Source organism: Mesorhizobium sp. M0571, assembly GCF_040320985.1.
Taxonomy (GTDB): Bacteria; Pseudomonadota; Alphaproteobacteria; order Rhizobiales; family Rhizobiaceae; genus Mesorhizobium.
In genome coordinates, this window is sequence record NZ_JAMYQT010000042.1 from 18,454 (window position 1) to 45,360 (window position 26,907).

The 26,907-nt window shown below is 63.8% G+C and carries 20 protein-coding genes; 11 read left to right on the top strand and 9 right to left on the bottom strand.

Translation table 11 applies throughout. The features are described from left to right. The first annotated feature begins 2 nt into the window (after positions 1-2). Genes NKI85_RS29955 through NKI85_RS29975 form a run of 5 tightly spaced genes read left to right on the top strand, consistent with a single transcriptional unit; the run spans position 3 to position 4,959 of the window. On the top strand, positions 3-827 hold the full coding sequence (locus NKI85_RS29955; protein ID WP_352528113.1) for an ABC transporter ATP-binding protein: 825 nt from the start codon (positions 3-5) through the stop codon (positions 825-827). After that, on the top strand, positions 814-1,665 hold the full coding sequence (locus tag NKI85_RS29960; RefSeq protein WP_352779768.1) for an ABC transporter permease: 852 nt from the start codon (positions 814-816) through the stop codon (positions 1,663-1,665). The genes NKI85_RS29955 and NKI85_RS29960 overlap by 14 nt, the downstream gene beginning before the upstream one ends. Continuing rightward, entirely contained in the window at positions 1,662-2,984 is a 1,323-nt protein-coding gene (locus NKI85_RS29965; protein ID WP_352779770.1) for a cytosine deaminase, read from the top strand. Before NKI85_RS29960 ends, NKI85_RS29965 begins: the two co-directional genes overlap by 4 nt. Further along, positions 2,981-4,381 (top strand): FAD-binding oxidoreductase, encoded by a 1,401-nt coding sequence (locus tag NKI85_RS29970; protein ID WP_502895994.1) that lies wholly within the window; start codon positions 2,981-2,983, stop codon positions 4,379-4,381. Before NKI85_RS29965 ends, NKI85_RS29970 begins: the two co-directional genes overlap by 4 nt. Beyond that, positions 4,378-4,959 (top strand): NAD(P)H-dependent oxidoreductase, encoded by a 582-nt coding sequence (locus NKI85_RS29975; RefSeq protein ID WP_352528119.1) that lies wholly within the window; start codon positions 4,378-4,380, stop codon positions 4,957-4,959. Before NKI85_RS29970 ends, NKI85_RS29975 begins: the two co-directional genes overlap by 4 nt. Before the next feature lie 164 nt (positions 4,960-5,123). Here the strand turns inward: NKI85_RS29975 and NKI85_RS29980 are convergent, their stop codons facing one another. Genes NKI85_RS29980 through NKI85_RS30000 form a run of 5 tightly spaced genes read right to left on the bottom strand, consistent with a single transcriptional unit; the run spans position 5,124 to position 12,711 of the window. Continuing rightward, positions 5,124-7,583 carry a GcvT family protein gene (locus tag NKI85_RS29980; protein ID WP_352528121.1) on the bottom strand — a complete coding sequence of 820 codons (2,460 nt, stop codon included), beginning with the start codon at positions 7,581-7,583 and terminating at the stop codon, positions 5,124-5,126. After that, entirely contained in the window at positions 7,580-8,761 is a 1,182-nt protein-coding gene (locus tag NKI85_RS29985; protein WP_352779772.1) for a pyridoxal phosphate-dependent aminotransferase, read from the bottom strand. The genes NKI85_RS29980 and NKI85_RS29985 overlap by 4 nt, the downstream gene beginning before the upstream one ends. Continuing rightward, the gene (locus NKI85_RS29990; RefSeq protein ID WP_352528125.1) at positions 8,761-9,660 is read right to left on the bottom strand and encodes a homocysteine S-methyltransferase family protein; all 900 of its coding nucleotides are present in this window, start codon (positions 9,658-9,660) and stop codon (positions 8,761-8,763) included. Before NKI85_RS29990 ends, NKI85_RS29985 begins: the two co-directional genes overlap by 1 nt. After that, complete coding sequence (locus NKI85_RS29995) at positions 9,657-12,110, bottom strand: GcvT family protein (protein ID WP_352779774.1); 2,454 nt, start codon at positions 12,108-12,110, stop codon at positions 9,657-9,659. Before NKI85_RS29995 ends, NKI85_RS29990 begins: the two co-directional genes overlap by 4 nt. A gap of 13 nt (positions 12,111-12,123) precedes the next feature. Further along, on the bottom strand, positions 12,124-12,711 hold the full coding sequence (locus NKI85_RS30000; RefSeq protein ID WP_352528129.1) for a helix-turn-helix domain-containing protein: 588 nt from the start codon (positions 12,709-12,711) through the stop codon (positions 12,124-12,126). A gap of 278 nt (positions 12,712-12,989) precedes the next feature. On the opposite strand from NKI85_RS30000, the gene NKI85_RS30005 reads away from it, so the two are divergent. Next, entirely contained in the window at positions 12,990-13,688 is a 699-nt protein-coding gene (locus NKI85_RS30005) for a nitroreductase (protein WP_352528131.1), read from the top strand. 23 nt (positions 13,689-13,711) lie between these two features. Here NKI85_RS30005 and NKI85_RS30010 read toward each other — a convergent pair whose 3' ends face one another. The 4 genes from NKI85_RS30010 to NKI85_RS30025 are packed head-to-tail and all read right to left on the bottom strand — an operon-like array spanning position 13,712 to position 18,849. Further along, on the bottom strand, positions 13,712-14,299 hold the full coding sequence (locus tag NKI85_RS30010; protein WP_352779777.1) for a sarcosine oxidase subunit gamma: 588 nt from the start codon (positions 14,297-14,299) through the stop codon (positions 13,712-13,714). Continuing rightward, positions 14,292-17,285: a sarcosine oxidase subunit alpha gene (locus NKI85_RS30015; protein ID WP_352779779.1), complete on the bottom strand. Its 2,994-nt coding sequence runs from the start codon at positions 17,283-17,285 to the stop codon at positions 14,292-14,294. The genes NKI85_RS30010 and NKI85_RS30015 overlap by 8 nt, the downstream gene beginning before the upstream one ends. Continuing rightward, on the bottom strand, positions 17,282-17,578 hold the full coding sequence (locus NKI85_RS30020; protein WP_352528137.1) for a sarcosine oxidase subunit delta: 297 nt from the start codon (positions 17,576-17,578) through the stop codon (positions 17,282-17,284). Before NKI85_RS30020 ends, NKI85_RS30015 begins: the two co-directional genes overlap by 4 nt. Positions 17,579-17,589: 11 nt before the next feature. Further along, a complete protein-coding gene (locus NKI85_RS30025) occupies positions 17,590-18,849 on the bottom strand; it encodes a sarcosine oxidase subunit beta (protein WP_352528139.1) in 1,260 nt (419 codons plus the stop codon). A 195-nt stretch (positions 18,850-19,044) separates the two neighbouring features. On the opposite strand from NKI85_RS30025, the gene NKI85_RS30030 reads away from it, so the two are divergent. The 5 genes from NKI85_RS30030 (at position 19,045) to NKI85_RS30050 (ending at position 26,802) form a co-directional block, all read left to right on the top strand. Beyond that, positions 19,045-21,534: a mechanosensitive ion channel domain-containing protein gene (locus tag NKI85_RS30030; RefSeq protein WP_352779781.1), complete on the top strand. Its 2,490-nt coding sequence runs from the start codon at positions 19,045-19,047 to the stop codon at positions 21,532-21,534. Between the two features lie 156 nt (positions 21,535-21,690). Next, positions 21,691-21,954: a hypothetical protein gene (locus tag NKI85_RS30035; protein ID WP_352528143.1), complete on the top strand. Its 264-nt coding sequence runs from the start codon at positions 21,691-21,693 to the stop codon at positions 21,952-21,954. A gap of 276 nt (positions 21,955-22,230) precedes the next feature. After that, entirely contained in the window at positions 22,231-24,792 is a 2,562-nt protein-coding gene (locus NKI85_RS30040) for a GcvT family protein (RefSeq protein WP_352779783.1), read from the top strand. Positions 24,793-24,887: 95 nt separating this feature from the next. After that, positions 24,888-25,736 (top strand): DUF1194 domain-containing protein, encoded by an 849-nt coding sequence (locus tag NKI85_RS30045; RefSeq protein ID WP_352779785.1) that lies wholly within the window; start codon positions 24,888-24,890, stop codon positions 25,734-25,736. Between the two features lie 115 nt (positions 25,737-25,851). Next, positions 25,852-26,802: an ABC transporter substrate-binding protein gene (locus NKI85_RS30050; RefSeq protein ID WP_352528149.1), complete on the top strand. Its 951-nt coding sequence runs from the start codon at positions 25,852-25,854 to the stop codon at positions 26,800-26,802. Positions 26,803-26,907 lie beyond the last annotated feature (105 nt).

Here is a 26,907-nt window from a genome sequence, read left to right on the forward strand (position 1 = left end):
CCGTGAAGCTGGAGAAAGTGGCGCAACAGCCGGGAAGTGTATCGGGGCCGACGCTGTTGGCGCTGCGCGGCGTCGGCAAGGTCTTTTCCAACGGCGTCGCCGCGCTCAGCAATGTCGAGCTGACGATCCGGGAAGGCGATTTCCTCAGCCTGCTCGGACCGTCGGGCTGCGGCAAATCGACGGCGCTGCGGCTGATTGCCGGCCTGTCGACGCCGACCTCCGGTGTGCTCGACTGGCGCGGCAGCGGCACCTTCGACCGTTCGAATATCGGCTTCGTCTTCCAGGAGCCGACGCTGCTGCCATGGGCCGATGTCTTCGACAATGTCTGGCTGCCGCTGCGGTTGAAGGGTGTGTCGCGGGCCAAGGCGGCGCCGGCGGTAATGGAGATGCTGGCGCGGGTCCACCTGACCGGCTTCGAGAATGCCGTGCCGCGCGAACTGTCGGGCGGCATGAAGATGCGCGTCTCGATCGCCCGCGCCATGGTGACCAAACCGCGCATTCTGCTGATGGACGAGCCGTTCGCGGCACTCGACGAGATCACCCGCTTCAAGCTCAACAACGATCTGCTGGAGCTATGGCAGGATGAGCGTTTTACCGTCGTCTTCGTCACCCACAGCGTCTTCGAAAGCGTTTTCCTCTCCAACCGCGTCGTCGTCATGGCCGCACGGCCGGGCCGGGTGTTTGCCGAGCTTGGTGTCGATGCGCCCTATCCACGCGACGAGGCGTTTCGCACCTCGCCCGATTATGCCGCGCTCTGCCGCCAGGCATCCGACGTGCTGATCGGCGCCATCAACTCAACTGTCGGACCGCATCATGACGGCCATTGAACAACAAGTCCTGGCGCTCGACTCGGAGGAGGCGCACCGCCTCCGTCAGGAGCGCTTCGAGCGCATCGGCAGATGGCTACTGCCGCTGGCGATCATGATCCTGGCGATCTGGCTGTGGGACCGCATCTGCGTCTGGAACGATATCCCGAAATACATCCTGCCGCGCCCCGGCGTGGTGCTGCAGACGCTGCATGACGATGCCGGGCTGCTGTTCTCCTCGCTGCTGGTGACGCTTAAGATCACATTCTTCAGCCTGCTTCTCGCCGTAGTCGGCGGCGTCGGGCTGGCGGTGCTGTTCGCGCAGTCGAAATGGGTGGAGATGTCGTTCTTTCCGTTCGCCATCGTGCTGCAGGTGACGCCGATCGTCGCGATTTTTCCGCTGATCAATATCTATGTCAACGATCAGACAACAAAGCTGCTGCTTTGCGCCTGGATCGTCGCCTTCTTCCCGATCCTCTCCAACACCACGCTCGGCCTCAACTCCGTCGACCGCAATCTGCGCGATTTGTTCAAGCTCAACGGTGCGACCCGCTGGCAGCAATTACGCTATCTGCGGCTGCCGGCGGCAATGCCTTATTTCCTCGGCGGGCTGAAGATCGCCGGCGGCCTGTCGCTGATCGGCGCGGTGGTGGCAGAGTTCGTCGCCGGCGCCACCGGCCAGTCGTCTGGCCTCGCCTCACGCATCATCGAGGCCGGCTACCGGCTCAACGCGCCAAGGCTGTTCGCGGCGCTGATTCTAATCTCGCTCACCGGCATTCTGATCTTCCTGGTGCTGTCGCTGATCTCGCATCTCGTTTTGCGGCGCTGGCACGAAAGCGCGCTGAAACAGGAGCGATGACGGTGCCGCAAGCCAGCAGCATTCCCCAGGGCGGTTCGTATGTCCTCACCAACGTCCGGCTTCACGCCTCCCTGACGCCGGGGCTTGCGGCTGCCTTCGACGCCGACGGTCTTGCACTCGCCGATATCGCTATCGCGGAGGGCAGGATTTCCAGCATTGCGGCGCATCGCCAGTCCAGAACACCTGCGGACGCCCTCGATCTCGCCGGCCGCATCGTCATGCCGTGCTTCGTCGACTGCCACACCCATATCGATAAGGGCCATATCTGGCCTCGAAAACCCAATCCCGACGGCACTTTCATGGGTGCATTGAACGCGACCGGCGCCGATCGCGCGGCGCGTTGGAGCGCCGACGACGTCGCCCGTCGCATGGATTTCTCGCTGCGCTCGGCCTATGCGCACGGCACCAGGGCGCTGCGCACCCATCTCGACAGCGTTGCTCCGCAGGAAGAGATCTCCTGGCCGGTGTTCGAGACGATGCGGGAGAAATGGCGCGGCCGCATCGAGTTGCAGGCGGCCTGCCTGCTCGGCATCGAGGGCGTGCGCGACAGGAAATGGTTCGAGAGGCTGGCCAAACGGGTGGCTGGTGCCAAGGGAGTGCTCGGCGTCGTCACCTATATGGTGCCGGATCTCGAAGAACTGCTCGACCAGGTGTTTGCGCAGGCGATCAAGCATGGCCTCGACCTCGATTTCCATGCCGACGAGACCGACGATGTCTCGGCGATCTCGCTGAAGAAGATCGCCGAAGCAGCCCTCTGGAACGGCTTTGAGGGAAAAATCATGGTCGGCCATTGCTGCTCGCTGGCACGCCAGCCCGATCTCGACGTGCTCGACACGCTGGACAAGGTCGCCAAGGCCGGCCTGGCGGTGGTGTCGCTGCCGATGTGCAATCTTTATCTGCAGGACCGGCGCGGCGACAAGACGACGCCACGCTGGCGCGGGGTGACGCTGCTGCACGAGATGAAGGCGCGCGGCATTGCCGTCGCCGTCGCTTCCGACAATACGCGCGACCCGTTCTATGCCTATGGTGATCTCGACATGCTGGAGGTCTACCGCATGGCGACACGTATCCTGCATCTCGACCATCCGGTGGCCGACTGGCCGCAAGCGGTGACCGCGACACCGGCCAAGGTGATGCGGCTCGACGGCTTCGGCACGCTTGCCGCCGGCGGGCCGGCCGATTTCGTCGTCTTCAGGGGGCGAAGCTGGACGGAATTGCTGTCGCGGCCCGAATCGGATCGCATCGTCGTGCGCGGCGGGCAAGCGATCGAACGCCAGCTGCCCGATTATGCCGAACTCGATGATTTGATGGTGGAATGATGGATATTGCCGGGCTGAAGCGCGACCTGGACGGTTTGAGGATCGACGACCATCCGGCGATCGTCCAGCAGAAGAGCCGTGACTTCTACTGGTATAGCCCGGTGCTGAAGCAGCAGCTCGAGCACGTCACCGGCGACCTGATCGTGACGCCGAAAACGGAAGATGAGGTCGTCCGCGTGCTCGCCGCCTGCCACCGACATGGTGTGCCGGTGACGCCGCGCGGCAGCGGCACCGGCAATTATGGGCAGGCGATGCCCCTGTCCGGCGGCGTCGTGCTCAACCTTGCCGAAATGAACGCGGTCAAGACGATCGCGCCGGGCCGCGTGGTGACCGGACCGGGTGCGGTTCTGGCCGACATCGACAAAGCGACGCGGGCGCATTCCGGCCAGGAGCTCCGCATGTCGCCGTCAACCTACAACACCGCGTCGATTGGTGGCTTCGTTGCCGGCGGCTCGGGCGGCGTCGGTTCGATCCGCTGGGGCGGCTTGCGCGACCTCGGCAACGTCATACGGCTGAGGACCGTGACGATGGAGGCGGAGCCGCGTGTCATGGAGCTCACCGGCGAGGACGTGCTGAAGGTGATGCACGCCTACGGCACCAACGGCATCATCACCGAAGTCGAGATGCCGCTGACCGCCAGCTATGACTGGATCGACGTTATCGTCGGCTTCGACGATTTCATGGATGCAGCCGGCTTCGGCAATGATCTCGCCGTCCAGGACGGCATCCTGGCGAAACTGATCACGCCAATCGCCGCGCCGATCCCCTACGATTATTTCAAACGGCACCAAAGGTTTTTCCGGCGCGGCCAAAGCATTGTCGTCCTGATGATCGCGCCGCCTGCGATGGATGCCTTCCTCGCCTTCACGGCGCGCAGCAAGGGCGAGATCGTCTTTCGTGCCGACAAGGAGGCCGATCTCAAGGGGCTGCCGCCGGCCTATGAACTGACCTGGAACCACACGACGCTGCGCGCCATCCGGGTCGATCCGACGATCACCTATCTGCAGACCCGCTACCCGTCGCCGGACCACCTCGGCCACGTCAAAGCGATGGTCGACCGCTTCGGCGACGAGGTGCCGGCGCATCTCGAATTCATCCGCTTTGACGGCGCCATCGGCATTGCCGGGCTGCCGCTGGTCCGTTTCACCACGGCGGAGCGCCTCGACGAGATCATCCGGATCCACGAGGACAATGGCTGCTGGATTTTCAACCCGCACCGCTACACGCTGGAAGAGGGCGGCATGAAGCGGACGGACGAGGTGCAGCTCGCCTTCAAGCGCGAGACCGACCCGCAAGGGCTGCTCAATCCCGGCAAGATGATCGCCTGGGAGAATCCGGACTACGATTATCGCTCGGGCAAGTCGTTCCTGTTCAAGGGGCTGGAGAAGGCGGGTTGAACGTCCTCGTCCTCTATGCTCATCCTGTGGAGACCAGCTTCAACGCCGATCTGCACCGGACGATCGTCGAGCGGCTGAAGGCGGCCGGCCATGTGGTCGACGATTGCGATCTCTATGCCGAGGGTTTCGATCCCAGGCTGACGCGGGCCGAACGGCTGTCCTATCACGACGCGCGCAGTGCCGGCGATCCGGCGGCGCCTTATGTCGAGCGCCTGTTGCGGGCCGAGGCGCTGGTGCTGTCGTTTCCGGTGTGGAACTTCGGCTATCCGGCCATTCTGAAAGGCTTTTTCGATCGCGTCTTCCTACCTGGCGTGTCGTTCAAGCTGGTCGACGGCAAGGTGCAGCCGTCGCTGCACAATATTCGCAAGATGGTGGCGGTCACCACCTATGGCGGCAGCCGATTCCGCGCCATGCTGATGGGCGACCCGCCGCGCAAGCTGGTCAATCGGGTGCTGCGCGCCACCATCAAGCCTGGCGGGTCGGTCTCCTATCTCGCGCATTATTCAATGAACCTGTCGACCGATGAGAAACGGGCGAGGTTCATCGCGAAGGTCGCGGCCAAGATGGACGCGTTCTGACGCGGGGGACTGAGCCGCGTGATCAGCGTCCTTCTCCCCGTTTACGGGGAGAAGATGCCGGCAGGCAGATGAGGGGCAGCGCAAGCTTTCCGGACCCTGGCGCCGCCCCTCATCCGGCCCTTCGGGCCACCTTCTCCCCGTAAACGGGGAGAAGGAAGAAGAGCTTACATCCGCACCCGTTCCGACCTGGGATCGTACATCGGCTTGAGCGAGGCCTCGGCGGCGAAGCGCTCGCCGGCGATCTCGATTTCGTAGGACGACGCCAGCACATCCGCCTCGCTCTCGCCTTGGCAGGGCACGTAGCCAAGCCCGATCGCGCCGCCGAGATGATGGCCGTAATTGCCCGAGGTGATCGGGCCGACGATCGTGCCGTCGCGCAGGATCGCCTCATTGTGGAAGAGCAGGGGCTCGGGGTCGTTCAGGCGGAACTGCACCAGGCGGCGTGACAGGCCGGTTTCTTTCTTCTTCAGCACCGCATCGCGGCCGAGAAAGTCGCCCTTGGCCGTTTTCACTGCGAAGCCGAGGCCGGCCTCCAGCACATTGTCCTCGTCGGTGATGTCGTGGCCAAAATGCCGAAACGCTTTTTCGATGCGACAGGAATCCAGCGTGTGCAGGCCGCAGAGCTTCAGGCCGACATCGGTGCCGGCCTCTTCTATCGCCTCGAAGACATGGGCAGCCTGGTCGGTCGAGACATAAAGCTCCCAGCCGAGTTCGCCGACATAGGTAACGCGGTGGGCGCGGGCCAGGCCCATGCCTATTTCGATCTCCTGAAACGTTCCGAACGGGTTGTTCTCGTTTGAGAAATCGTTGGGGCTGACCTTTTGAATCAGCTGTCTCGAATCCGGGCCCATCAGGCAAAGCACGGCTTCGGCAGCGGTCACATCGGTGATGACGACGAACTCGTCGGCAAGGTGTTTTCTCAGCCAGGCCAGGTCGCGCTGCAGCGTGGCACCGGGCACGACGAGGAAGAAGGCGGTTTCGGACAGCCGCGAGACGGTGAGATCGCTCTCGATGCCACCGCGCTGGTTGAGCATCTGGGTGTAGACGATCTTGCCCGGCGCCACGTCCATGTCGTTGGCGCAGAGCCTTTGCAGGAAAGCGCAGGCGTCGCGGCCTTCGACGCGGATCTTGCCGAATGAGGTCATGTCGAACAGGCCGACGCCGTTCCTGACCGCTAGATGTTCCTCGTGCTGGTTGTCGAACCAGTTCTGCCGTTTCCACGAATAGCGGTATTCGCGCTCCTGGCCCTCGCGCGCAAACCAGTTGGCGCGCTCCCAGCCGGCGACCTCGCCGAACACGGCGCCGCGCGCCTTCAGGTGTTCGTGCAGCGGCGAACGCCGCACGTTTCGCGACGTTGCCATCTGCCGGTAGGGAAAATGATCGGCATAGAGCAGGCCGAGCGTTTCGGAGACGCGCTCCTTGAGATAGCGGCGGTTCTTCTGGAACGGCTGGGCGCGGCGGATGTCGACCTCCCAGAGGTCGAACGGCGCTTCGCCGTCATTGATCCATTGCGCCAGCGCCATGCCGGCGCCGCCGGAGGAGACGATGCCGATCGAATTGTAGCCGGTCGCCATCCAGTAGCCGGAAAGCTCCGGCGCCTCGCCGAGATAGTAGCGGTCGTCCGGGGTGAAGCTTTCGGGGCCGTTGAAGAAGGTGTGGATGCCGGCGGTTGCCAGCATCGGCATGCGGTTGACGCCCATTTCGAGGATCGGCTCGAAATGATCCATGGCCTCGGGCAACTGGTCGAAGCAGAAATCCTCGCTTATGCCGTTCATGCCCCAGGGCTTGGCCACCGGCTCGAAGGCGCCGAGCATCATCTTGCCGGCATCTTCCTTGTAGTAGGCGCACTCATCCGGCACGCGCAGCACCGGCAGGCGGGAGAGCCCGGGGATCGGTTCCGTCACGAGGTAAAAATGTTCGCAGGCATGCAGCGGGATGGTGACGCCGTTCTGGGCGCCAAGTTCGCGCGCCCACATGCCGGCGCAGTTGACGACGATGTCGGCCTCGATCACGCCTTGCTCGCCGCCTTGCGCCCAGGACACGCCGGTGACGCGGCCGGCCCTGGTATGGACCTTGGTGACCTTCACATTCTCGACGATCGTCGCACCCCGCTGGCGCGCCCCCTTGGCCAGTGCCATGGCGATGTTGGCCGGGTCGCACTGGCCGTCGAGCGGCAGATGCACGGCGCCGACCACATCGGATACATTGAGATGCGGATACATCTCCTTGACTTCATCAGGCGAAATCTCGCGCACGTCGACATCGAAGGCGCGGGCGAGAGACGCCTGCCGATAGATCTCGTGCTTGCGCTCCTCGGTCAGCGCCACGGTGATCGAGCCGACCTGGCGCATGCCGGTGCCGACATCGGTCTCTGCCTCGAGCTTGACGTAGAGATCGGCCGAGTATTTCGCCAGTCGCGTCATGTTCTGCGAGCCGCGCAGCTGGCCGATCAGGCCGGCGGCGTGCCATGTCGTGCCCGATGTCAGCTGTTTGCGCTCGAGCAGGACGATGTCGGTCCAGCCGAGCTTGGCCAGATGATAGGCGACCGAGCAGCCGGAGACGCCGCCGCCGATGATGACCGCCCTTGCCTTGGTGGGGATGGTTTTGGCGGGCAGGGTGGTCATGCGGCCTCGCGGCGATAGCTGGAAGCGAAGCGGCGCAAGCGCGTGGCAGCTTCCATCAGCACCGGCTCAGGCTGGCAGAGGCTGACGCGGATATGGCCGGCGGCGGCCTCGCCGAAGCTCGAGCCGGGCATGACGCCGACCTTTTCCTGGTCGAGGAAAGCCCAGGCGAATTTCTCGTCGTCCGGCTCGATGGCGGATATATCAAGCATGACATACATACCGCCTTCTGAACCGCGCACGGTGACGTTGTTCATGCCGCGCATGGCATCGAGAACGACGGTGCGCCGCGCGGCATAGCGTTCGGCGATCTCCTTGACGCCGTAGCCGTTTTCCAGCGCCTCGGCGCAGGCGAGGCTGATGAAGGCAGGCAGGCCGTAGGTCATCACCAGATTGAGGTCGGTCAGCAGCGAGATCATCTGTTCGGGTCCGGTCAGCCAGCCCATGCGCCAGCCGGTCATGCCGTGGCTCTTGGACATCGAATTGATGACCAGAGTGCGTTCGGCCATGCCAGGCAATGAGCGCGGCGAAATGTGCTCGCCGCCGCCCAGCGTCCAGTAGACCTCGTCCGACAGCAGCCAGAGGTCATGCTCGCGGCAGATCTGCGCCAGTTCTTCCAGGCGCTCTCGCGAATAGACGGCACCCGTCGGGTTGTTCGGCGTGTTGATGAGGATGGCGCGGGTGTTCGGCCGAAGGCTCGCGCGAATGTCGGCGGCGCGCGGCTGGAAGCTGTCCTCGGCGGGTGTCTCGACGACGGTGAACTCGGCGCCCGCCGCGCTGAAGGTGTTGGGGTAGGTGGCGTAATAGGGCGCGACGACGATGGCATGGTCGCCCTGGTCGAGAACGGCCTGCACCGCCGCGTAGAGCGCTGCCTGCCCGCCCGGCGTGGCGATGACCTGGTGGGGGCTGGTCGCAACCCCGGTGCAGAGCGTCGAGGCCGCCGCCATCGCCTTGCGCAGGCGCGGAACGCCGGCAAGCGGGGTGTAGTGGTGGTTGCTGGCGCGAACCGCCGTCACGCAGGCTTCGATCGTTTCGCTCGACGTATCGAAATCATGGTCGCCGACCGACAGCATGATGATGTCCTCGCCGGCCTGCTTGCGCGCCCAGGCAGCGGAATGAACCTCCCAGCCATCCTTGCCCGAAGGCACGATGCCGGAAATGCGCGATGATGGCCTGGGCATTACGCTACTCCCGAAATTTCATAACCGGCCTGTTTGAGCTGGTCGCGCAAGGCGGCGATGTGGGCGGGTCCGACTTCGCAGCAGCCGCCGACGATGTCGGCGCCGGCCTCGACCCAGCCCATCGCCTGATCGCCATAGGCCTCCGGATCAAGATCGTGGCGCGCATGCAGCACGTGGACGGTGCCGCCATGCTTGAGCGCCTCGACCGAGGTGAAGCCGTTGGCATAGGCGCCGACCGGGCCGCCAAGCGCGACCAGTTCGGGCAGGGCAGCGCTGACCGCTTCAGGCCGGCAGCAATTGATCAGTCTAGCTGCAACCGGCAGGCCGTCGAGAGCGCCCGACGCCGCCGCAATGGTTTCGCCGCTGCGCAGGCGTGGCGCGCCGTGGTCGGCGAGCGTCCACGACACCCAGACCGGCTTGCCGCTTTCCGATGCCGCGGTGACGGCCGCGCGCGCCTCTTCGGCCGACGCCATGGTTTCGCACAGAAACAGATCGACGCCGTCCGCCTGCTCGGCAACGATGCGGCGATAGATGTCGAGCGTCTCCTGGAAGGAGATGGTCAGCGCTGGCGCATAGCTGCCGAACAGGGGCGACAGGCAGCCGGCGATGGCCGCGTCGCCGGCCTGGTCGCGGGCTTGCCTTGCAAGCTCGACGCCGCGCTTCTGCAACGGCTTGAACAGCTCTTCGGCACCCTCGCGCGCCAGCCGCTCGGGCGTTGCGGAATAGGTGTTGATGGTGATGACGCGGGCGCCGGCGCGGATGAATTCCGCATGCAGGTCCCGCACCAGATCCGGTTCGTCGATCAACACCCTGGCCGACCATAGCGGCGTCGGCTCGGAGCTGCTGCGACGGACCAGCTCTTGGCCCATGCCGCCATCGGTGAGGATGACTTTCTTCATGCTCTGAGCCTCTCGTTCTTTGGATCCCATAACGGCTCATCCTTCTGCACGACCGCCTTGAACCGCTCGCCGAAGATCTCGACCTCTATAGCCGTTCCCGGCTCGGTGAGGTCGGCGCGCAGCATGCCGAGCGCGATCGACTGGTCGACGCGATGACCCCAGCCGCCGGATGTCGTCTCGCCGACGATCCGACCGTCATGCCACAGCGTCGACATATAGGGCGCGTCGCAATCGCCGGGATTTTCGATGACCAGCGTGACGAAACGTTTCTCGACGCCCTGCTGCTTCTCGTTCTGCAGCGCCGTCTTGCCGCGGAAGTCGGGCTTGTCCCATCTGACGAAGCGCTCCAGCCCGCCCTGCAGGATCGAATAGTCGGTCGACAGGTCGCCCTTCCAGGTACGGTAGCCTTTTTCGAGCCGCAGCGAATCCAGCGCGTACATGCCGAACGGCTTCAGGCTGTGCTTCTGCCCTGCCGCCCAGACGGCGTCGAAGATGGCGGCGGTATCGTTGATCTTGCTGTGGATTTCCCAGCCGAGCTCGCCGGCGAAGGACACCCGCACCAGCTTTGCCCAGCGGCCAGCGATCGATGTCTCTTGATGGGTCAGCCATGGCAGAGTGAGGTCGGCCGCGCAGAGTTCGGCAAGGATGTCTCGCGAGTTGGGGCCGGCGAGGATCTGGGTCGAATACTCCTCTGTCCGGTCGCTCAACTTGAACGTCGCGTCCTTTGGCATGCGCGATTTCAGCCATTCGAAATCATGCCATTGCGCCACCGCGGCGGTGATCAGCGTCATCAGGTCTTCGTCGTGACGGACGACCGACATTTCGGTGACGATGCGGCCCTTGTCGTCGGCAAAATAGACGAGGCCGATGCGGCCGGGTTTCGGCACCAGGCCGGTGGCCTGCCGGCTGAGCCACTCGGCGGCACCTGGACCATCGAGATTGAAGCGGGAAAAACCCGGCAGGTCCAAAATGCCGGCGGCATCGCGGACGGCGAGGCATTCTTCGCGCACGCGATGCTGCCACGGCCCGTCGCGGCGGAAGGTCAGCGTGGATTCTTCAGAGACATCGTCGCCTGCCTGTGCATACCAGGTGGCGCGTTCCCAGCCATTATAGGCGTCGAAGCAGGCGCCGAGCGCCTTGATGCGGCCGTGGAGCGGCGACAGCTTGCGGTCGCGCCCAGCCGGCCAGGCATGGCGCGGGAACTGGATGGCGTATTCGTTGCCGTAGATCTCCATGCCCTTGGCAACGCAATAGTCCGGGGCCGAGGCGAAGGCGGTGAAACGGCGCGGATCGCAGGACCACATGTCCCAATCGGTCTGGCCCTCGGTCACCCACTCGGCCAGCACCTTGCCGGCGCCGCCGCTCTGGGCGATGCCGAAGGTGAAGACGCAGGCCTCGAAGGCGTTCGGCACGCCGGGCATCGGCCCGATCAGCGGGTTGCCGTCCGGCGCATAGGGGATCGGCCCGTTGATGACTTTGGACAGGCCGGCGGTGGCGAGGATCGGCACGCGGGCGACGGCATCGGCCAGATAGTGCTCCAGCCGGTCGAGATCGTCGGGAAACAGCTGGAACGAGAAATCGTCGGGCATCGGGTCGTTGTGGCCGACCCAATGGGCGCGGCAATTGCGCTCATAGGGGCCGAGATTCATGCCGTTCTTTTCCTGGCGGAGATAGTAGGACGTGTCGACGTCGCGCAGCAGCGGCAGCTTCTTGCCCTGTCCCTTCGACCACGCGGCCAGTTCGGGGATTTCCTCAAACAGGATATATTGATGGCTCATCACCATCATCGGCACCTCGCGGCCGAACATCCTGCCGACCTCGGCGGCGCGGTAGCCGGCGGCGTTGACGACGATCTCGCAGCGGATCTCGCCTTGCGGCGTCTCGACCACCCACTGGTCGTTCTCGCGGCGCACGCCGGTGACCGGACAGAAGCGGATGATTTTCGCGCCCATGTCACGCGCGCCCTTGGCCAGCGCCTGGGTCAGCTGCGCCGGATCGATGTCGCCGTCGCTCGGATCGTACAGCGCGCCTTTCAGCTCATGCGTCTCGATGAAGGGGTAACGGCGCTTGATCTCGTCTGGGCCGACCACGTCGATGTCCATGCCCTGGTAGCGGCCCATGCCCTTGGCGCGCTGGAATTCCTGCATGCGCTCGGTGCTATGGGCCAGCCTGAGCGAGCCGGTGACGTGATAGTTCATGGGATAGCCAACCTCGTCGGCCAGCCGGCGATATAGCTCGGTCGAATAGCGCTGCATGTTCATCAGCGACCATGATGAGGAGAAGGTCGGCACGTTGCCGGCGGCATGCCAGGTCGAGCCGGAGGTCAGCTCGTTCTTCTCCAGAAGCACGCAGTCGGTCCAGCCCGCTTTGGCGAGATGGTAGAGCGAGGAGGCGCCGACGGCACCGCCTCCGATGATCACCACGCGCGCCGTGGTCGGCAAACCGGCCATGTTCTTCTCCAGATCAATAGACAGGCGGCGAAACCACCCAGATGACCACAGCCGGTTCCGCTCCGGGATTGCGCCAGCGGAACGGCTTGCCGTCGAAGCGGAAGGAGTCGCCTTCGCCGAGCCGGTGCCAGACGCCAGCAATTTCGATATCGAAGCTGCCGGAAGCGACGTAGCCGGCTTCCTCGGTCGGCCGGCGCGCCTCGGTGTTCAGCTCGGCACCCGGCGCGAAGACCGAACGCAGCATCTCGAAGCTACCGCCGAGATCGGGCGACAGCAGCTCCTCCACCAGGCCGGAATCGCTTGTGCCAAGCACGCGCCGGCTGCCGGCGCGCACGACCACGCCGCGTTCGGTCTCGACGGGCACGTCATGGCTGAAGAACAGGCTGACCGGCACGCCGAACAATTCAGCAAAGGCCCTGAGATCGCCGAGCGACGGGATCGACAGGCCGCGCTCGACCTGGCTGACCCAGCCGACCGAACGGCCGAGCTTCAGCCCGATTTCGGCAAGCGTCAGGCCGCGCGCCTTGCGCAACGCGCGAATGTCTCCGGCCAGCAGCCGTTCGCCGTTGTCCTGTTCCGATCTGGCGGCGGTCGAGGGCAAATTTATTCTCTTGATGAAAAATTCCAGACAAATTTCATGTGACGGCAGGTTCATGAAAAAATCAAGAGGAATTTCATGAACCCAGAAGATTTACTTGCGCCATTTTGACGGTTCGGGCAAAGGCTCGGCGCACGAGCGGTGAGTGGGGGCGTCCGGTCGAGGCGGATAGGGTATCGGGCGTTCAAAAAAAGACGCGCAAGGATGCTCCATCACTTCTAGTCGGCGCATGATCCTTTCCGGAATGCCGGTTTTCGAGATCCTGCGCAAAGGGACGGCCTATGCTGGAAAACAACTCCCGGATTGCGACGGCGATCGTCGATGACGCGATCACCTCGCGCCGGTCGGTACGCGCTTTCCTGCCCGATATGGTCGACGACGACACCATCCGCGATATTCTTGCCATTGCTGCGCGCGCGCCTTCAGGCACCAACATGCAACCCTGGCGGGTCTATGTGACCAAGGGCGAAATCAAGCAGCGCATCACCGACGCCATCCTCAGCTCGGGCATCCGCGCCGAAAAGGCGGAGTGGGACGAATATCGCTACTATCCCGACCAGTTCTTCGAACCCTATCTGACGCGGCGGCGGGCCAACGGCTTCGGTCTCTACGGCGTGCTCGGCATCGGCCGGCGCGAGGTCGACAGGATGCGCGCGCAGCACGACCGCAACTTCGTCTTCTTCGATGCGCCGGTCGGCATGATCTTCACCATCGACCGGCGGCTGAACAAGGGGTCGTGGATCGACTACGGCATGTTCCTGCAGAACATCATGGTCGCGGCGCGGGGCAGGGGCCTGCACACCTGTCCGCAGGCTGCTTTCGCGCCCTATCACCGGCAGATCAGGCCGGTGCTCAACATCCCCGACGAGGAGATCGTCGTCTGCGGCATGGCGCTCGGCCATGAAGACACGTCCAAGCCCGAAAATGCCTTCCGCACCGACCGCGCGCCGCCGGAAGAGTGGGTGACGTTCGCCAGATAAAGTGACGACGCGCCGTCTCGGGTCTACTGTACTTCGTAGCCGACTTCTTCGCTGGCGTGGCAGAGCGCCTTCCAGAACGAGCGGGCAAACGAGCGAAACACATAGATGTCGAACTGATCGGTGCCGGTGCGCTGGATCTGGGCGAAGACGTCGTGATGCACGGTCGAGCGGCCGGCGCCGATCGGGAAGGCCGGCAGCGCGAAATCGATGGCGAAGAATTTTGCTAAAACCCACTCGGCCTTCGGCCCGGCGATGCGGATTGCGGTGCGGCCATGCGAAAGATCGGTCACCGTACCGATGGCCGGAGTGATGACATTGGCAAAGGCCGATGCCAATCCCTCGGCTTCATCGACCATTGTGAACTTTCCCGGCGCAAAGCCGAACACCGACCTAACGCCGTCCGTGACACCGCCGCCGGCGCCGTCGGGCAAAGTCAGGCCGGTGACCGCATGGATGCCGGCCATCAACGTCTTCTCCTCGCCGGGCCAAGCTGCGAGCTGCAGGATCGAACCCGGCCTGGTTTCGGAGAGGATGATTTCGACACCGTGCTCGAAATTGCCATGCGAGCCTGGATGCAGCATCGGCTCAAGCGGTGATTGGCGCTCAACCATGCATGCGGCTCCCGTCCGGATCGAAGAAGTGGTTGGAGACGATCTCGACCGGCCCGAACCGGTTGCGCAGCGGGTCGGAGACATAGGCGCGCGAACCGTGCCGCGCGTTGCCGCCCTTGACCAGGGCAAGCGCGATATATTTGCCGAGCGCCGGCGAATAGCAGCAGGCGGTGATGTGGCCGAGCGAGCCGTGCGGATTGGCTTCATCAAGCTCCTCGACGATGTGCGCGCCGCCGTTGAGCGGCTGGTTGTCGAGCGAAACAATACCGACGAGTTCCAGGCGGTCGGGCGCGATCAGCCCCTCGCGGTCCATCATCGCCGAGCCGATGAACGGCTTCTTCTTCGACAGCATCCAGTCTAGATGCAGGTCGCGTGCCGTGGTGCGGCCGTCGATCTCGGCGCCGGTGACGTGGCCTTTCTCGATGCGCATGGTGCCCAGCGCCTCCAAGCCGTAGGTCACCAGCCCGAACGGCTTGCCGGCTTCGATCAGCGCCTCCCAGACATGGGTGCCATGGCCGGCGCCGGAATAGACCTCGAAGGCCATTTCGCCGGAGAAGGACAGCCGGCAGATCATCACCGGCACGCCGGCGATTTCGCCGTGGACGATGCCCATGAAGGGAAGGGCGGCATTGTCGACGGCGGTGCCGGTGACGCAAGCGGCCAATATCTGCCTTGCCTTCGGCCCGCCGATGGCGGCACCGGCCCATTGATCGGTCACCGAGGTGACGTGGACCTTCAGCTCCGGCCAGATCACGTCGAGGAAATACTCCAGATGCTGCATCACCTTGCCGGCATTGGCGGTGGTGGTTGTCATCAGGAAATCCTGCTCGCCGAGCCGCCACGTGGTGCCGTCGTCGAAGGCGAGGCCGTCCTCGCGCAGCATCAGCCCGTAGCGCGCCTTGCCGACAGCCAGCGTCGAAAACATGTTGGTGTAGACGCGGTCGAGGAATTCCGCCGCGTCCGGGCCTTGTACGGCGATCTTGCCAAGCGTCGAGACATCGACGATGCCGGCGCTCTCGCGCGTCGCTCTGGCCTCGCGCACATAGGCCTGCTCGATCGTCTCGCCAGGATGGCCGTAGATCATCGGCCGATACCAGAGGCCGGCCGAATACATGGTGGCGCCGTTGGCGACGTGCCAGTCATGCATCGGCGTCAGCCGCTCGGGCCTCAGATCGCCGAAGCGTTCGGCGGCAAGCGAACCGATCGATACCGCCGAAAAGGGCGGGCGAAAGCGGGTCGTGCCGACCTCCGGGATCGGCTTGCCCAGCGCCTCGGCCATGATAGCGAGGCCGGGTATGTTGGAGCTCTTGCCCTGGTCGGTCGCCATGCCGAGCGTGGTATAGCGCTTCAGATGCTCGACCGAGACGAAGCCTTCGCGATGAGCAAGCCGCACGTCCTCCGCCGTCACGTCATGCTGGAAGTCGACGAAGCTCTTGCCCTTGGCCTTGATCTCGAACACTGGCGCCGGATCGGGATCGCCAGGTGCTGCCTCGACGGCAGGCAAGGCCGCCGGCGTGGCGGTTGCGCCCGCAGCGGAAAGGCCGGCGGCGCGGCCTTCGGCGATCGCCTCGGCGGTGGAGAAACTTCCGGTGAGGGCGCCGGCGCCGATCCATTGCCGTGTTGGCTTTGGCGGCAGGAAGGCTTGTCTCGCGGCGTTCCATTCCGCCTTGGCGCCGGCCTGGCTGGCCAGATGGATGGTCGGTGACCAGCCGCCAGACATCAGCAGGCAGTCGGCGTGGATACTGCGCGCGTCGCCGGAAAGCGCGCCATTGGCCATGTCGAAGCGCTGCACCTTGAAGCCGGAAAGCGCCTTGCCGCCCTCGGTGGCGATCACCGCGTGGCCGGAAAAGATCTCGGCCTCGGCCTCGCCGGCGAGCTTGCGCATCTCGCTCGAAAGCTCCGGGCGCACGTCGACGATGGCGACCACCACGGCACCGGCTTTCTTCTGCGCAAGTGCCGCGCGATAGGCGCTGTCATTGTTGGTGAACAGCGCGATCCTGTCGCCCGGCAGCACGCCATATTCATTGGCATAGCGCTCTGCCGCATGCGCCAGCATCACGCCTGGCCGATCATTACCCGGAAATACCAGCGGACGCTCCAGGGAGCCGGTGGCCAGCACCACCGATTTGGCGCGGATCGCCCAGTAGCGATGGCGTGGCTCGCCCTTGCCGGGCGTTTCCTTGTGGTCGGTGACGCGTTCGAGCGCGGCCAGCGTGTTGCCGTCGTAATAGCCCCACACCGTGGTACGGGGCAGCAGGCGGACATTGTCACGGCCTTCGAGCTGGCCCGCGGCCCGCGCCGCCCAGTCCGCCCCTGGCATGCCGTCGATCGTCTCGCCCGACCAGTTGGCGGAGCCGCCGAAATGCGGCTCGAGCTCGGCAAGGATGACGCGAGCGCCCTGATCGGCGGCCGCCCTGGCGGCCATCAGCCCGGCCGGGCCGGAGCCGACCACCAGCACATCGCAAAATGCGTTCATGCGTTCGTAGCGCGCCGTATCGGCAGCGATGCCCGCCTTGCCCAAGCCGGCGGCACGGCGGATGAAATGCTCGCAAAACATCCAGAAGCGCGTGCCTTTCAGTGGACCGATCACTGGTCCCATGAAGGTCTTGTAGTAAAAGCCGGCCGACAGCAGCTTGCCGCCGAGCTGGTTGATGGCGTTGACGTCCCAGGCAAGCGAGGGGAAGCGGTTCTGGCTGACCGCCGTCAGTCCGTCATAGATTTCGACCATGGTGGCGGGGATGTTCGGCTCGCGAACCTCGCCCCTCAACACGGTCACCAGCGCGTTCGGCTCCTCGACGCCTGATGTCAGCACGCCGCGTGGGCGGTGATATTTGAACGAACGCCCGAACAGGGTGACGCCGTTGGCCAGCAGCGCCGAAGCCAGTGTGTCGCCGGCATTGCCGGTATAGGGCGCGCCGTCGAAAGTGAAACGGATGGTCCGCAGCCGGTCGATGCGGCCGCCGGCCTCGGTGCGGCGCGGACTCATGACTTGTCCTCAGCCCTGTGCCGCGCCACCGAGCTGTGGTCGCCGCGCGCGAAGGCGGTGCTGGAAATCTCGTGCGTCAGCGTGTTGCGCACTAGCCTGAGATGGGCGCGGCAGCCGCCGGAATGCTGCCAGATCTCATTGTGGTCGCCGGCCGGGTTCAGCCGGTCGTAGACGTAGGCGTTCCAGGCGTCGAGGTTTTGCGAGGCGGGCTGTGGGCGCTGGCGGTTGCCGTCACCCTGATAGGTGAACTCGATGACGTCGCGCGGGCCGCAATAGGGGCAGGTGATGAGCATGGATCTCTAACCTAATGCAGCCGGGGCGTGGCGCCCTGGCCCTTGTCGTCGATCACCAGGCCCCGGTAGAAGCGGTCGAGCGTGAAAGCCGCGTTGAGATCGTGCGGCTCGTCCTTGGCGATGGTCCAGGCAAAGCACCAACCGGAAGCCGGCGTCGCCTTGAAGCCGCCATAGCACCAGCCGCAATTGAGATACATGCCCGGCAACGGGCCGGTGGTGATGATTGGTGAGCCGTCCATCGACATGTCGCAGACGCCGCCCCACGAGCGCAGCATGCGGACGCGGGCGAGCCCCGGGAACAGCGCCAGCATCTCGCTCATCACCTCGTCAACGATCGGCAGGCTGCCGCGCTGGGCGTAGCTGTTGTAGCCGTCGAGGTCGCCGCCATAGACAAGGCCGCCCTTGTCCGACTGCGACATGTAGAAATGGCCCATGCCGAAGGTCAGGATCGTGTTGATGAACGGTTTTAGCGATTCCGTAACGAAGGCCTGCAGTACATGGCTCTCGATCGGCATTGTCTCGATGCCGGCGAGCTGCATGACCCGCCCGGTGCTGCCGGCCACCGCGACCGCCACCTTCCTGGCGCGGATTTCGCCGCGCGTCGTCGTGACGCCGGTGATGCGGTCGCCGTCGCGCAGGAAGCCGGTGACCTCGCAGTTTTCGATGATGTCGACGCCGCGGCGGTCAGCGCCGCGCGCATAGCCCCAGGCGACTGCATCGTGGCGAGCGGTACCGGCGCGCCGCTGCATCAGGCCGCCGACGATCGGGAAGCGCGCCGTGGCCGAGACGTCCAGTGCCGGCACCAGGCGCGCGATCTCCGCCGTGGTCATCAGTTCGGCGTCGACGCCGAGATGGCGCATGGCGTTTCCGCGCCGGGCATAGTCGTCGAGCTGGGCAGGTGTGTGGGCGAGGTTCAGGCAGCCGCGCTGCGAGAACATGACGTTGTAGTTGAGGTCATGCGACAGGTTCTCCCATAGCTTCATCGAATGTTCGTAGAAGCGCGTGTTGGCCGGCAGGAGGTAGTTGGAACGGACCGCCGTGGTGTTGCGGCCGACATTGCCGGAACCGAGCCAGCCCTTCTCCAGCACCGCGACATTGGTGATGCCGTGCTCCTTGGCGAGATAGTAAGCGGTCGACAGGCCATGGCCGCCGCCGCCGATGACGATCACGTCGTAGGACGCCTTCGGGTCGGGCTTGCGCCAGGCCGGCTTCCAGTCCTTGTTTCCGGTCAGCGCGTTCTTGAGAAGCGAAAAGGCCGAATATTCCGCCATTCTTATTGTCATCCATTTCAGGCTTTGCGGCAGACTATAGAGCAGGCTGCCAACGCAAAGCCAAGATTGCGCCATCGCTTTTCGACAGGCCGACTTCGAAACGGGCCGTCAGGGACGGCTTGCCCCAAGATATGACGGTCTTTATCAAGAGCAGGCCTTTAGAACGCCTTACCGCCCGTGAGTCGCCAGACAATCATGCTTTTCCGACTGCTCCGTTTCGTTCTGGTCCTGGCGCTTGTCGCCACGGCGCCGCTTTCGTTGCGAGCGGTGGCGCAAGGACTTGGCCAGGCGCCCGCGGGACTAGTCAGCGATCAGCAGAAGATTCTCCAGGACCTGACGACAAAGACCGATAATCTCGAAAAGAAGATCCAGCAGGACGGCGACGACGACGCCAGCCTTGTCGATATTCGCCTGCAGCTGGAAGAAATGTCGCGTGCCTCGCTGAACAGCGCGCTCGCTTTCCGGCCGCGGCTGAGCGAGATCAACAGCCGGCTCGAGCAGCTTGGCCCGCCGCCGGCCGCGGGCCAGCCGGCCGAGCCCGATATCGTGACCAGCGAACGCCAGGCGCTGGCCTCGGAAAAGGCCGAGATCAATGCTGTCATCGCCACGGCGCAAACCCTGTCGATCCGCATCAGCGGACTGATCGAGAAGATCGGCAATATGCGCAGCGAGCTGTTCCGCAATCAGCTCACCAAGCGCTACGTGCTGTCCGATGCATTGAGCCCCGAGGTCATTTCCGATGCCAATGACGAATTTACCAGTTTCTACAAGGCGGTGTCGTCCTGGCTGAGCTTCGCCTTCAAGTTCAAGTTCCAGGCCATTCTTGCCGCGACCTTGATGGCGCTTGCGCTGGCTGCTGTGCTTTTTGTCGGTGGGCGGCGCCTGTTCGGCCGCGTCTTCGAAGCCGATCCTTCCGTCGAGGATCCCTCCTATCTCAGCCGTCTGTCGGTGGCGTTCTGGTCGACATTGCTGCCGACGCTGGCGGTTGGCGTCTTCCTTGTCTCGACTATCTTCTTCTTCAATTACTACAACGTCTTGCGCGGCGACATCGGCATCTTCCTGAATGCGCTGGTTGCCGTCATCGCGGTGGTGTTTTGCGTCAACCGGCTGACCAATGCGGCGCTGGAGCCGCGACTGCCGAACTGGCGTCTGATCCCGGTCGAAACCGGCCCGGCGCGCTGGCTGGCGCGGCTGACGACCGCCATGGCCGTCGCCATCGGCATCAACTATTTCCTGTCGGTCGTCAACGACAAGATGGGCTCGCCGCTATCGCTGACCATCGCCAGAAGCTTTATCGCCACCATCATGGTGGGCGTCATCCTGATCCTGATGGGCCTGCTGAAGCCGTTCAAGGCTGCCGACGGGAGCTGGCGCCCGTGGCCGGCATGGCTGCGCTACACCGCCTTCGCGCTAGGGCTATTCACTATCGCGTCGGCGCTGCTCGGCTATATCGGCCTTGCCATTTTCGTGTCGGTCCAGGTCGTGGTCACCGGCACGATCCTGGTCACTGCCTATATCGGCTTCCTGTCGGCGCGGGCGATCGGCGAGGAAGGCGGCTTCGCCAATAGCTCGATCGGCCGCTGGCTATCGACCAATTCAAGCTATGAAGAGACCGCGCTCGACCAGCTCGGGCTGGTCGTCAGCGCTGCCATCAACATCATGATCGTGCTGGTGTTCCTGCCGCTGATCCTGTTGATGTGGGGCTTCCAGCCCGGTGACATCCAGGCCTGGGCCTACAAGCTGGCGACGGGCCTCACCATCGGCTCGGTGACGATCTCGGTCACCGGCATCCTTTCTGGCGTCGTCGTCTTCGTTATCGGCTATTTCCTGACGCGCTGGTTCCAGGGCTGGCTCGACGGTTCGGTGATGGCGCGCGGTCGGGTCGACACCGGCGTGCGCAATTCGATCCGGCTTGCGGTCGGCTATGCCGGCGTCGCGGTCGCGGCACTGGTCGGCATCTCGGCGGCCGGTATCGACCTCTCCAATCTCGCGCTGGTCGCCGGCGCGCTGTCTCTCGGCATCGGCTTCGGTTTGCAGAATGTCGTCTCCAACTTCGTCTCGGGCCTGATCCTTTTGGCCGAGCGGCCGTTCAAGGTCGGCGACTGGATCGTCGCCGGCGACATCAGCGGCACGGTCAAGAAGATTAGCGTGCGCGCCACCGAGATCGAGACGTTCCAGCGGCAATCGGTGATCCTGCCCAATTCAAACCTGATCAACAATGCGGTCGGCAACTGGACGCACCGCAACAAGCTCGGTCGCATCGACATCAAGGTCGGCGTTGCCTATGGCAGCGACGTCAAGCACGTGCATGCCGTCCTGTTGGAGATCGCGCGCGGCCATCCGCTGGTACTGAAAAATCCCGAACCCTTCGTGCTGTTCACAAATTTCGGGCCGGCCGCGCTCGAATTTGAAATCCGTGTCTTCCTGGCTGACGTTTTGAACGGCAACGTCGTGCAGAACGACATCCGCTTCGCCATCTTCGATGTATTCGACAGCGAGCATATCGAAATTCCGTCGACGCCGCGCGCCGTCGTCGAGACCAAGAAGCATGAGGCGTGGCCGATCGACGACGACAAGATCGAGGCCGAATTCGCCGAGCGGGAGCAAGTGAAGGCCTTGGCTGCGGCTGAGGCGAAACGTCTCGCTAAATCGGGGCGCAAGGTGCGGAAACCCGATCCTGACTAGCTGTTTGGAGCTTGCCTTCAAGCCTTCGGAAACCAATTGCGGCATGAATGCGGCATTCAGTTGCCGTTCAGCTTGCATTGCATATAAGCTCACATGCAAACGGCGAGAATGCCTTGCGAAATGCAACAGAGGCGGTGGCAACACCGATACTGCAAAATGTGGAAGTCTCTCGTCGCCGCCATCGCTTTTCTGGCTTTGGGCGGTTCGGCCCATGCCGCCAGCGCGGTCAACAAGGACGCCGAGACCCGCACGCTGATCGTGACGGAAGGCGGCGGCAAGACCGAGCTGGCGCTGGCCGCCGGCGAAACCGTGGAATTCTGCCCGAGCGGCTGCTTCGTCACCTTGCCGAATGGCGACCTCGAAGCGCTGACCGGTTCGGAAACGATCGAGATCTCGGGCGGCGTCGCCCGCATCAAGTAAAGTAGGCGCCATGATCTTCGAAGGCCGGGCAAATGCCCGGCCTTTTATTTGCTTCCGGTAATCGCCACTTGGCGATGAAGGGGAAGCACTTTTCTTCGAAGCTGCACAGACCGGGGGCTGTTGCAGCGCCTTCGTACCGAGCATGGCGAGGGCGACGATCTACTGCATTCGACGGGCTGGTGGCGCGGGCTTTTTTGGCGATGTCGCAAACAGGCTGCAAGCACGCCGTTGCGCCGCCCTATAGTCTGCCGCAATAGCATCTTGGAGTCGCGGGCAATGGCAGGGTTTCCGGAAAAGGCGAAGGTCGTCATCGTCGGGCTGGGCGGTATCGTCGGCGCATCGGTCGCCCATCACCTGATCGAGCGCGGATGGGACGATATTGTCGGCATCGACAAATCAGGCATCCCGACCGATATCGGCTCGACGGCGCACGCCTCCGACTTCTGCTACACGACCAGCCATGATTTCCTGTCGTGCTGGACGACGCTCTACTCCATCGATTTCTACGAGAAGATGGGCCACTATGCGCGCATCGGCGGCCTTGAAGTCGCCCGCGTCGGAGATGACGCCCGCATGGCCGAGATCAAGCGCAAGATCGCCTCGGCGAAGGCCTTCGGCACACGCGCCCGTCTGATCGATCCCACCGAGATCAAGGAAAAATTCCCGCTGATCGAAGAGCAGATGGTGCAGGGCGGCCTGTGGGATCCCGACGCCGGCCTCGTCATCCCACGCTCGCAGACCGTCGCCGGCAAGCTGGTCGACCAGGCGGAAGCCTCCGGCAAGCTCAAGGCGTTTGCCAACACGTCGGCCAAGTCCCTCGTCATCGAGAACGGCCGCATCAAGGGCGTGGTGACAGACCGCGGCACTATCGACGCCGACTATGTCGTGGTCTGCACGGGCATCTGGGGACGGCTGATTGCGGAAATGGCGGGCGAGGACCTGCCGGTCATGCCAATCGACCATCCGCTCACCTTCTTCGGGCCGTACACCGAGCTCGCCGGCACCGGCAAGGAGATCGGCTGGCCGCTGCTGCGCGACCAGGGCAACTCGGCTTACATGCGCGATACCGGCGATCCCAAGACCGCCGAAGGCGGGCAGATCGAGTGGGGCTATTACGAAGAGACCAATCCACGCCTTTGCCATCCCCGCGATATTCTCGAGAAAAATGAGGCACGGCTTTCGCCGTCGCAGCGCGACCTCGACATGGAACAGATACTTGAGCCGCTCGAGCGCGCCATGGAGCTGACGCCAATCCTGGGCGAGCTGGGCTACAATGAGAGCCATTCCTTCAACGGCCTGCTGCAGGTGACGGCGGACGGCGGCCCCTCTATGGGCGAAAGCCAGAAGGTCAGGGGCCTTTGGTATGCCGTTGCCATCTGGGTCAAGGACGGTCCTGGAATGGGCAAGCTCATCGCCGACTGGATGACAGACGGCCGGACGTCGATCGACCACCACGCCATCGACTATTCGCGCTTCTATCCGCACCAGACCAAAGAGCAGTTCATCTGGGACCGCTGCACCGAAACAGCGATGAAGGTCTATAATCCGGCGGTCCACCCGCGCGAGCCCTTCTCCAAGGCCCGCAATGTCCGCCGCTCGCCCTTCTGGGAGCGCGAGAAGGAACTCGGCGGCTATTTCATGGAGCTCGGCGGCTGGGAGCGCGCCCATGGCTATGCCGCCAACGAGCACCTGCTCGAGAAATACGGCAACCGGGTGCCAGTGCGTGAAAACGAGTGGGACAACCGCCATTTCTGGCGCGTCTCCAACGCCGAGCATCTCGCCATGAGCGAGGATTGCGGCATCGTCAACCTGTCGCATTTCGCGATGTACGACGTGGAAGGCCCGGATCGTGTCGCGCTGATGGAATGGCTGTGCGCGGCAAAGATCGGCGGCGACGGCAATATCGGCAAGGGCATTTATACCCATTTCCTCGACGAGGAAGGCATGGTGCGCGCCGACCTGACCGTCATCCGCATGGCCGACCGCTGCCGCGTGATCGACGGCGCCGATGCCGGACCGCGCGACTTCCAGTACATGCGCAGGACGGCAGAAGACAAAGGCTTCGACGTCACCGTCACCGACGTGACCGAGAAGTACGTGACTGTCGGCATCTGGGGTCCAAACGCGCGGGCAACATTAAGCAAAGTCGTGGAAAATCCCGAAGGGCTGACGCCGGAGAATTTTCCCTTTGCCGCGATCAAGCCCGTCAGGATCGCCGGCAAGGACGTGACCGCTTTCCGCATCTCCTATGTCGGCGAGCAGGGCTGGGAACTGCATATGCGATACGAAGACGGCCTGGCCGTCTGGGACGCGCTGCGGTCGACCGGCGTGATGGCCTTTGGCGTCGAGACCTATGCCAACAGCCGCCGTATGGAGAAGAGCCTGCGCCTGCAAAACGCGGATCTCTTGACCGAATACAATCTGCTGGAAGCCGACCTTGCTCGCCCGAAGGTCAAGGAGGCCGATTTCTGTGGCAAGGCAAAGCATCTGGAATATCGCGCCCGGGCGCATCAACCGGCCATGCTCTGCACGCTTGTCATGATGGACAATACCGATTCGAACGGCGTTCCCCGCTATCCGGTCGGCACGATGCCGGTGATGGACCCGGAAACCGGTGAAACGCTCGTCGACGAGCTCGGCCGCAGATCCTTCACGACCTCGGTGGCCTATGGCCCGACCATCGGCAAGAATATCGCGCTCGCCTACCTGCCCTGGGCGTATTGCCAGGAGGGCCGCAAGCTGAATGCCGAATATTTCGGCGAGAAATACCCGGTCGAAGTGGCCGCTGTCGGCTACAGGCCGCTCTACGACCCGGCGAATCTAAATCCGCGCAGCTGAGCATCGGGACGGTCGCAAAGATGTGACCGGATGAGCCCGGCTCTCAGCCGGGCTTTTCTCTTTGTCGATCGGCGATTCTCGACTACCGTGGCGGCATGTCTGCTTTTGCCGATGCAAGACATCTCGTCTCGGGTGCCGCCGTGCTGGCGGCGGTGCTATGGCCGGCGGCAATCTCCCGCGCCGCCGAGCCGGTCGACGTCGAACTGGTGCTGGCAGTCGACGTATCCCTGTCCATGTCGCCGGACGAGCTCGAAATACAGCGTCACGGCTATGCGGCGGCGCTGACGCACCACGATGTGCTGCAGGCAATTGGCGACGGCGCCCACGGCAAGATCGCCGTCACCTATGTCGAATGGGCAGGCGCGACCTGGCAGCAGGTCGTGGTGCCGTGGACGGTCATCGCCAACCGTGCCGACGCCGAGAGACTGGCAGCGCAGCTTTCCGCTCATCCGCCGGCCAGTGCCAGGCGCACCTCGATCTCCGGCGCCCTGGAATTCGCCAGCGATCTCTTTGCCGAAAGTGGCTTCGAGGGCGTCAAGCGGGTGATCGACATTTCGGGTGACGGCCCCAACAACCAAGGTGCGCCCGTCGACATCACCCGCGACGCCGTGATCAAGCAGGGCATCACCGTCAACGGCCTGCCGCTGATGACCAGGGGCGGGTTCAGCAGCGCTTACGATGTCAACAATCTCGACCGTTACTACAGCGACTGCGTCATCGGCGGGCCAGGCTCCTTCATGATCCCAGTCAATGACTGGACGCAGTTTCCGGAGACCATCCGCCGCAAGCTGGTGCTGGAGCTTGCCGGTCCGGCCTCGCCGCAGCGAGCGGCGGAAGAGGCGGCGCATCCGCCAGTGGTGCTGGCACAGGACAGACCCGTCACCGACTGCCTGGTCGGCGAAAAAATGTGGCGCGACCGCAGCTGGATGTACAACAGCCGCTAATGGCGAAGTTTGCTGCCGGCGGTGACATACCGCAGTGCAGCATCTGCTTCATTGACAAGCCTGTGGGCGTCTGTGACACAATTCCCCATCCGAACAGATAAAAAGGGGAACCGACATGAACAGGATCGGAATTCTTGCCGCTAGCTTGACGCTTGCCGTTGGATTATCCGCGCCGGCCACGGCCGCCACATCTGTCAGCATCGGCATCAGTGGATGGACCGGCTTTGCGCCGCTGACACTCGCCAAGCAGGCCGGTATCTTCGAAAAGCACGGCCTCGACGTCACCTTGAAGAAGGTGCCGCAAGCCAGCCGGCCGCTTGCCATCGCCAGCGGCGACCTGCAATGCGCCGCCACCACGGTCGAGACCTGGCTGGTCTGGAACGCCAATGGCGTGACGACGAAGCAGATATTCCAGTTGGACAAATCCTACGGCGCCGACGGCATCGTCGCCCGCAACGACATCAAGACGGTCGCCGACCTCAAGGGCAAGTCGGTCGCGTCATCGGCGCCGGGTACGTCGCCCTATTTCATGCTGGCCTGGGTGCTCAACAAGAACGGCCTGTCGACCAAGGACGTGACGGTCGTCAACCTGGAGCCGGATGCGGCGGCACAGGCGTTTCTCGCCGGCCAGAACGATGCGGCGGTCACCTATGAGCCGTTCATTTCGGCAGTGCGCGAAAAATCCGATCAGGGCCATATCCTGGTGACCACTCTCGACTATCCGATGGTGCTCGACACGGTCGGCTGCACGCCGGAATTCCTCAAGGCCAATCCGGATGCGGCCAAGGCGCTTGCCGACAGCTACTTCGAGGCGCTCGACCTGATCAAGAGCGATCCAGCGAAATCCTATGAGACCATGGGCGCCGACGTGAAGCAGTCGGCAAAGGAGTTCGAGGAATCGGCCAAATACCTGAAATGGGCCGACAAGGCCGAAAACAAGCAGTTCTTCACAAAGGAATTCCAGGATTTTTCCAAGACTGCCGGCGACCTGCTGCTGCAGATGGGCTTGATCAAGGAAGCGCCTGACGTCTCGACGCTGGTCGACACCAGCGCCGTCGCGGACTGACCAGCAGGAACTATCGCCCGGGGGGGGCGGGGGGCCCGGCGCGCCCACCGCGTCAAGTGAAGATTAATCAGAAGGAGGAGAGCGGCCAGCCGACAGAAGGCCGGG

Coding starts and splice junctions, on each gene's coding strand:
- NKI85_RS29980 (WP_352528121.1), bottom strand. CDS start 7,583: ATGACCACCCTGCCCGCCAAAACCATCCCCACCAAGGCAAGGGCGGTC.
- NKI85_RS30030 (WP_352779781.1), top strand. CDS start 19,045: ATGCTTTTCCGACTGCTCCGTTTCGTTCTGGTCCTGGCGCTTGTCGCC.
- NKI85_RS29960 (WP_352779768.1), top strand. CDS start 814: ATGACGGCCATTGAACAACAAGTCCTGGCGCTCGACTCGGAGGAGGCG.
- NKI85_RS30020 (WP_352528137.1), bottom strand. CDS start 17,578: ATGCTCATCACCTGCCCCTATTGCGGCCCGCGCGACGTCATCGAGTTC.
- NKI85_RS30015 (WP_352779779.1), bottom strand. CDS start 17,285: ATGAGTCCGCGCCGCACCGAGGCCGGCGGCCGCATCGACCGGCTGCGG.
- NKI85_RS30040 (WP_352779783.1), top strand. CDS start 22,231: ATGGCAGGGTTTCCGGAAAAGGCGAAGGTCGTCATCGTCGGGCTGGGC.
- NKI85_RS29985 (WP_352779772.1), bottom strand. CDS start 8,761: ATGCCCAGGCCATCATCGCGCATTTCCGGCATCGTGCCTTCGGGCAAG.
- NKI85_RS29995 (WP_352779774.1), bottom strand. CDS start 12,110: ATGGCCGGTTTGCCGACCACGGCGCGCGTGGTGATCATCGGAGGCGGT.
- NKI85_RS30010 (WP_352779777.1), bottom strand. CDS start 14,299: ATGGTTGAGCGCCAATCACCGCTTGAGCCGATGCTGCATCCAGGCTCG.
- NKI85_RS30005 (WP_352528131.1), top strand. CDS start 12,990: ATGCTGGAAAACAACTCCCGGATTGCGACGGCGATCGTCGATGACGCG.
- NKI85_RS30045 (WP_352779785.1), top strand. CDS start 24,888: ATGTCTGCTTTTGCCGATGCAAGACATCTCGTCTCGGGTGCCGCCGTG.
- NKI85_RS30025 (WP_352528139.1), bottom strand. CDS start 18,849: ATGGCGGAATATTCGGCCTTTTCGCTTCTCAAGAACGCGCTGACCGGA.
- NKI85_RS29965 (WP_352779770.1), top strand. CDS start 1,662: ATGACGGTGCCGCAAGCCAGCAGCATTCCCCAGGGCGGTTCGTATGTC.
- NKI85_RS30050 (WP_352528149.1), top strand. CDS start 25,852: ATGAACAGGATCGGAATTCTTGCCGCTAGCTTGACGCTTGCCGTTGGA.
- NKI85_RS29990 (WP_352528125.1), bottom strand. CDS start 9,660: ATGAAGAAAGTCATCCTCACCGATGGCGGCATGGGCCAAGAGCTGGTC.
- NKI85_RS30035 (WP_352528143.1), top strand. CDS start 21,691: ATGTGGAAGTCTCTCGTCGCCGCCATCGCTTTTCTGGCTTTGGGCGGT.
- NKI85_RS29970 (WP_502895994.1), top strand. CDS start 2,981: ATGATGGATATTGCCGGGCTGAAGCGCGACCTGGACGGTTTGAGGATC.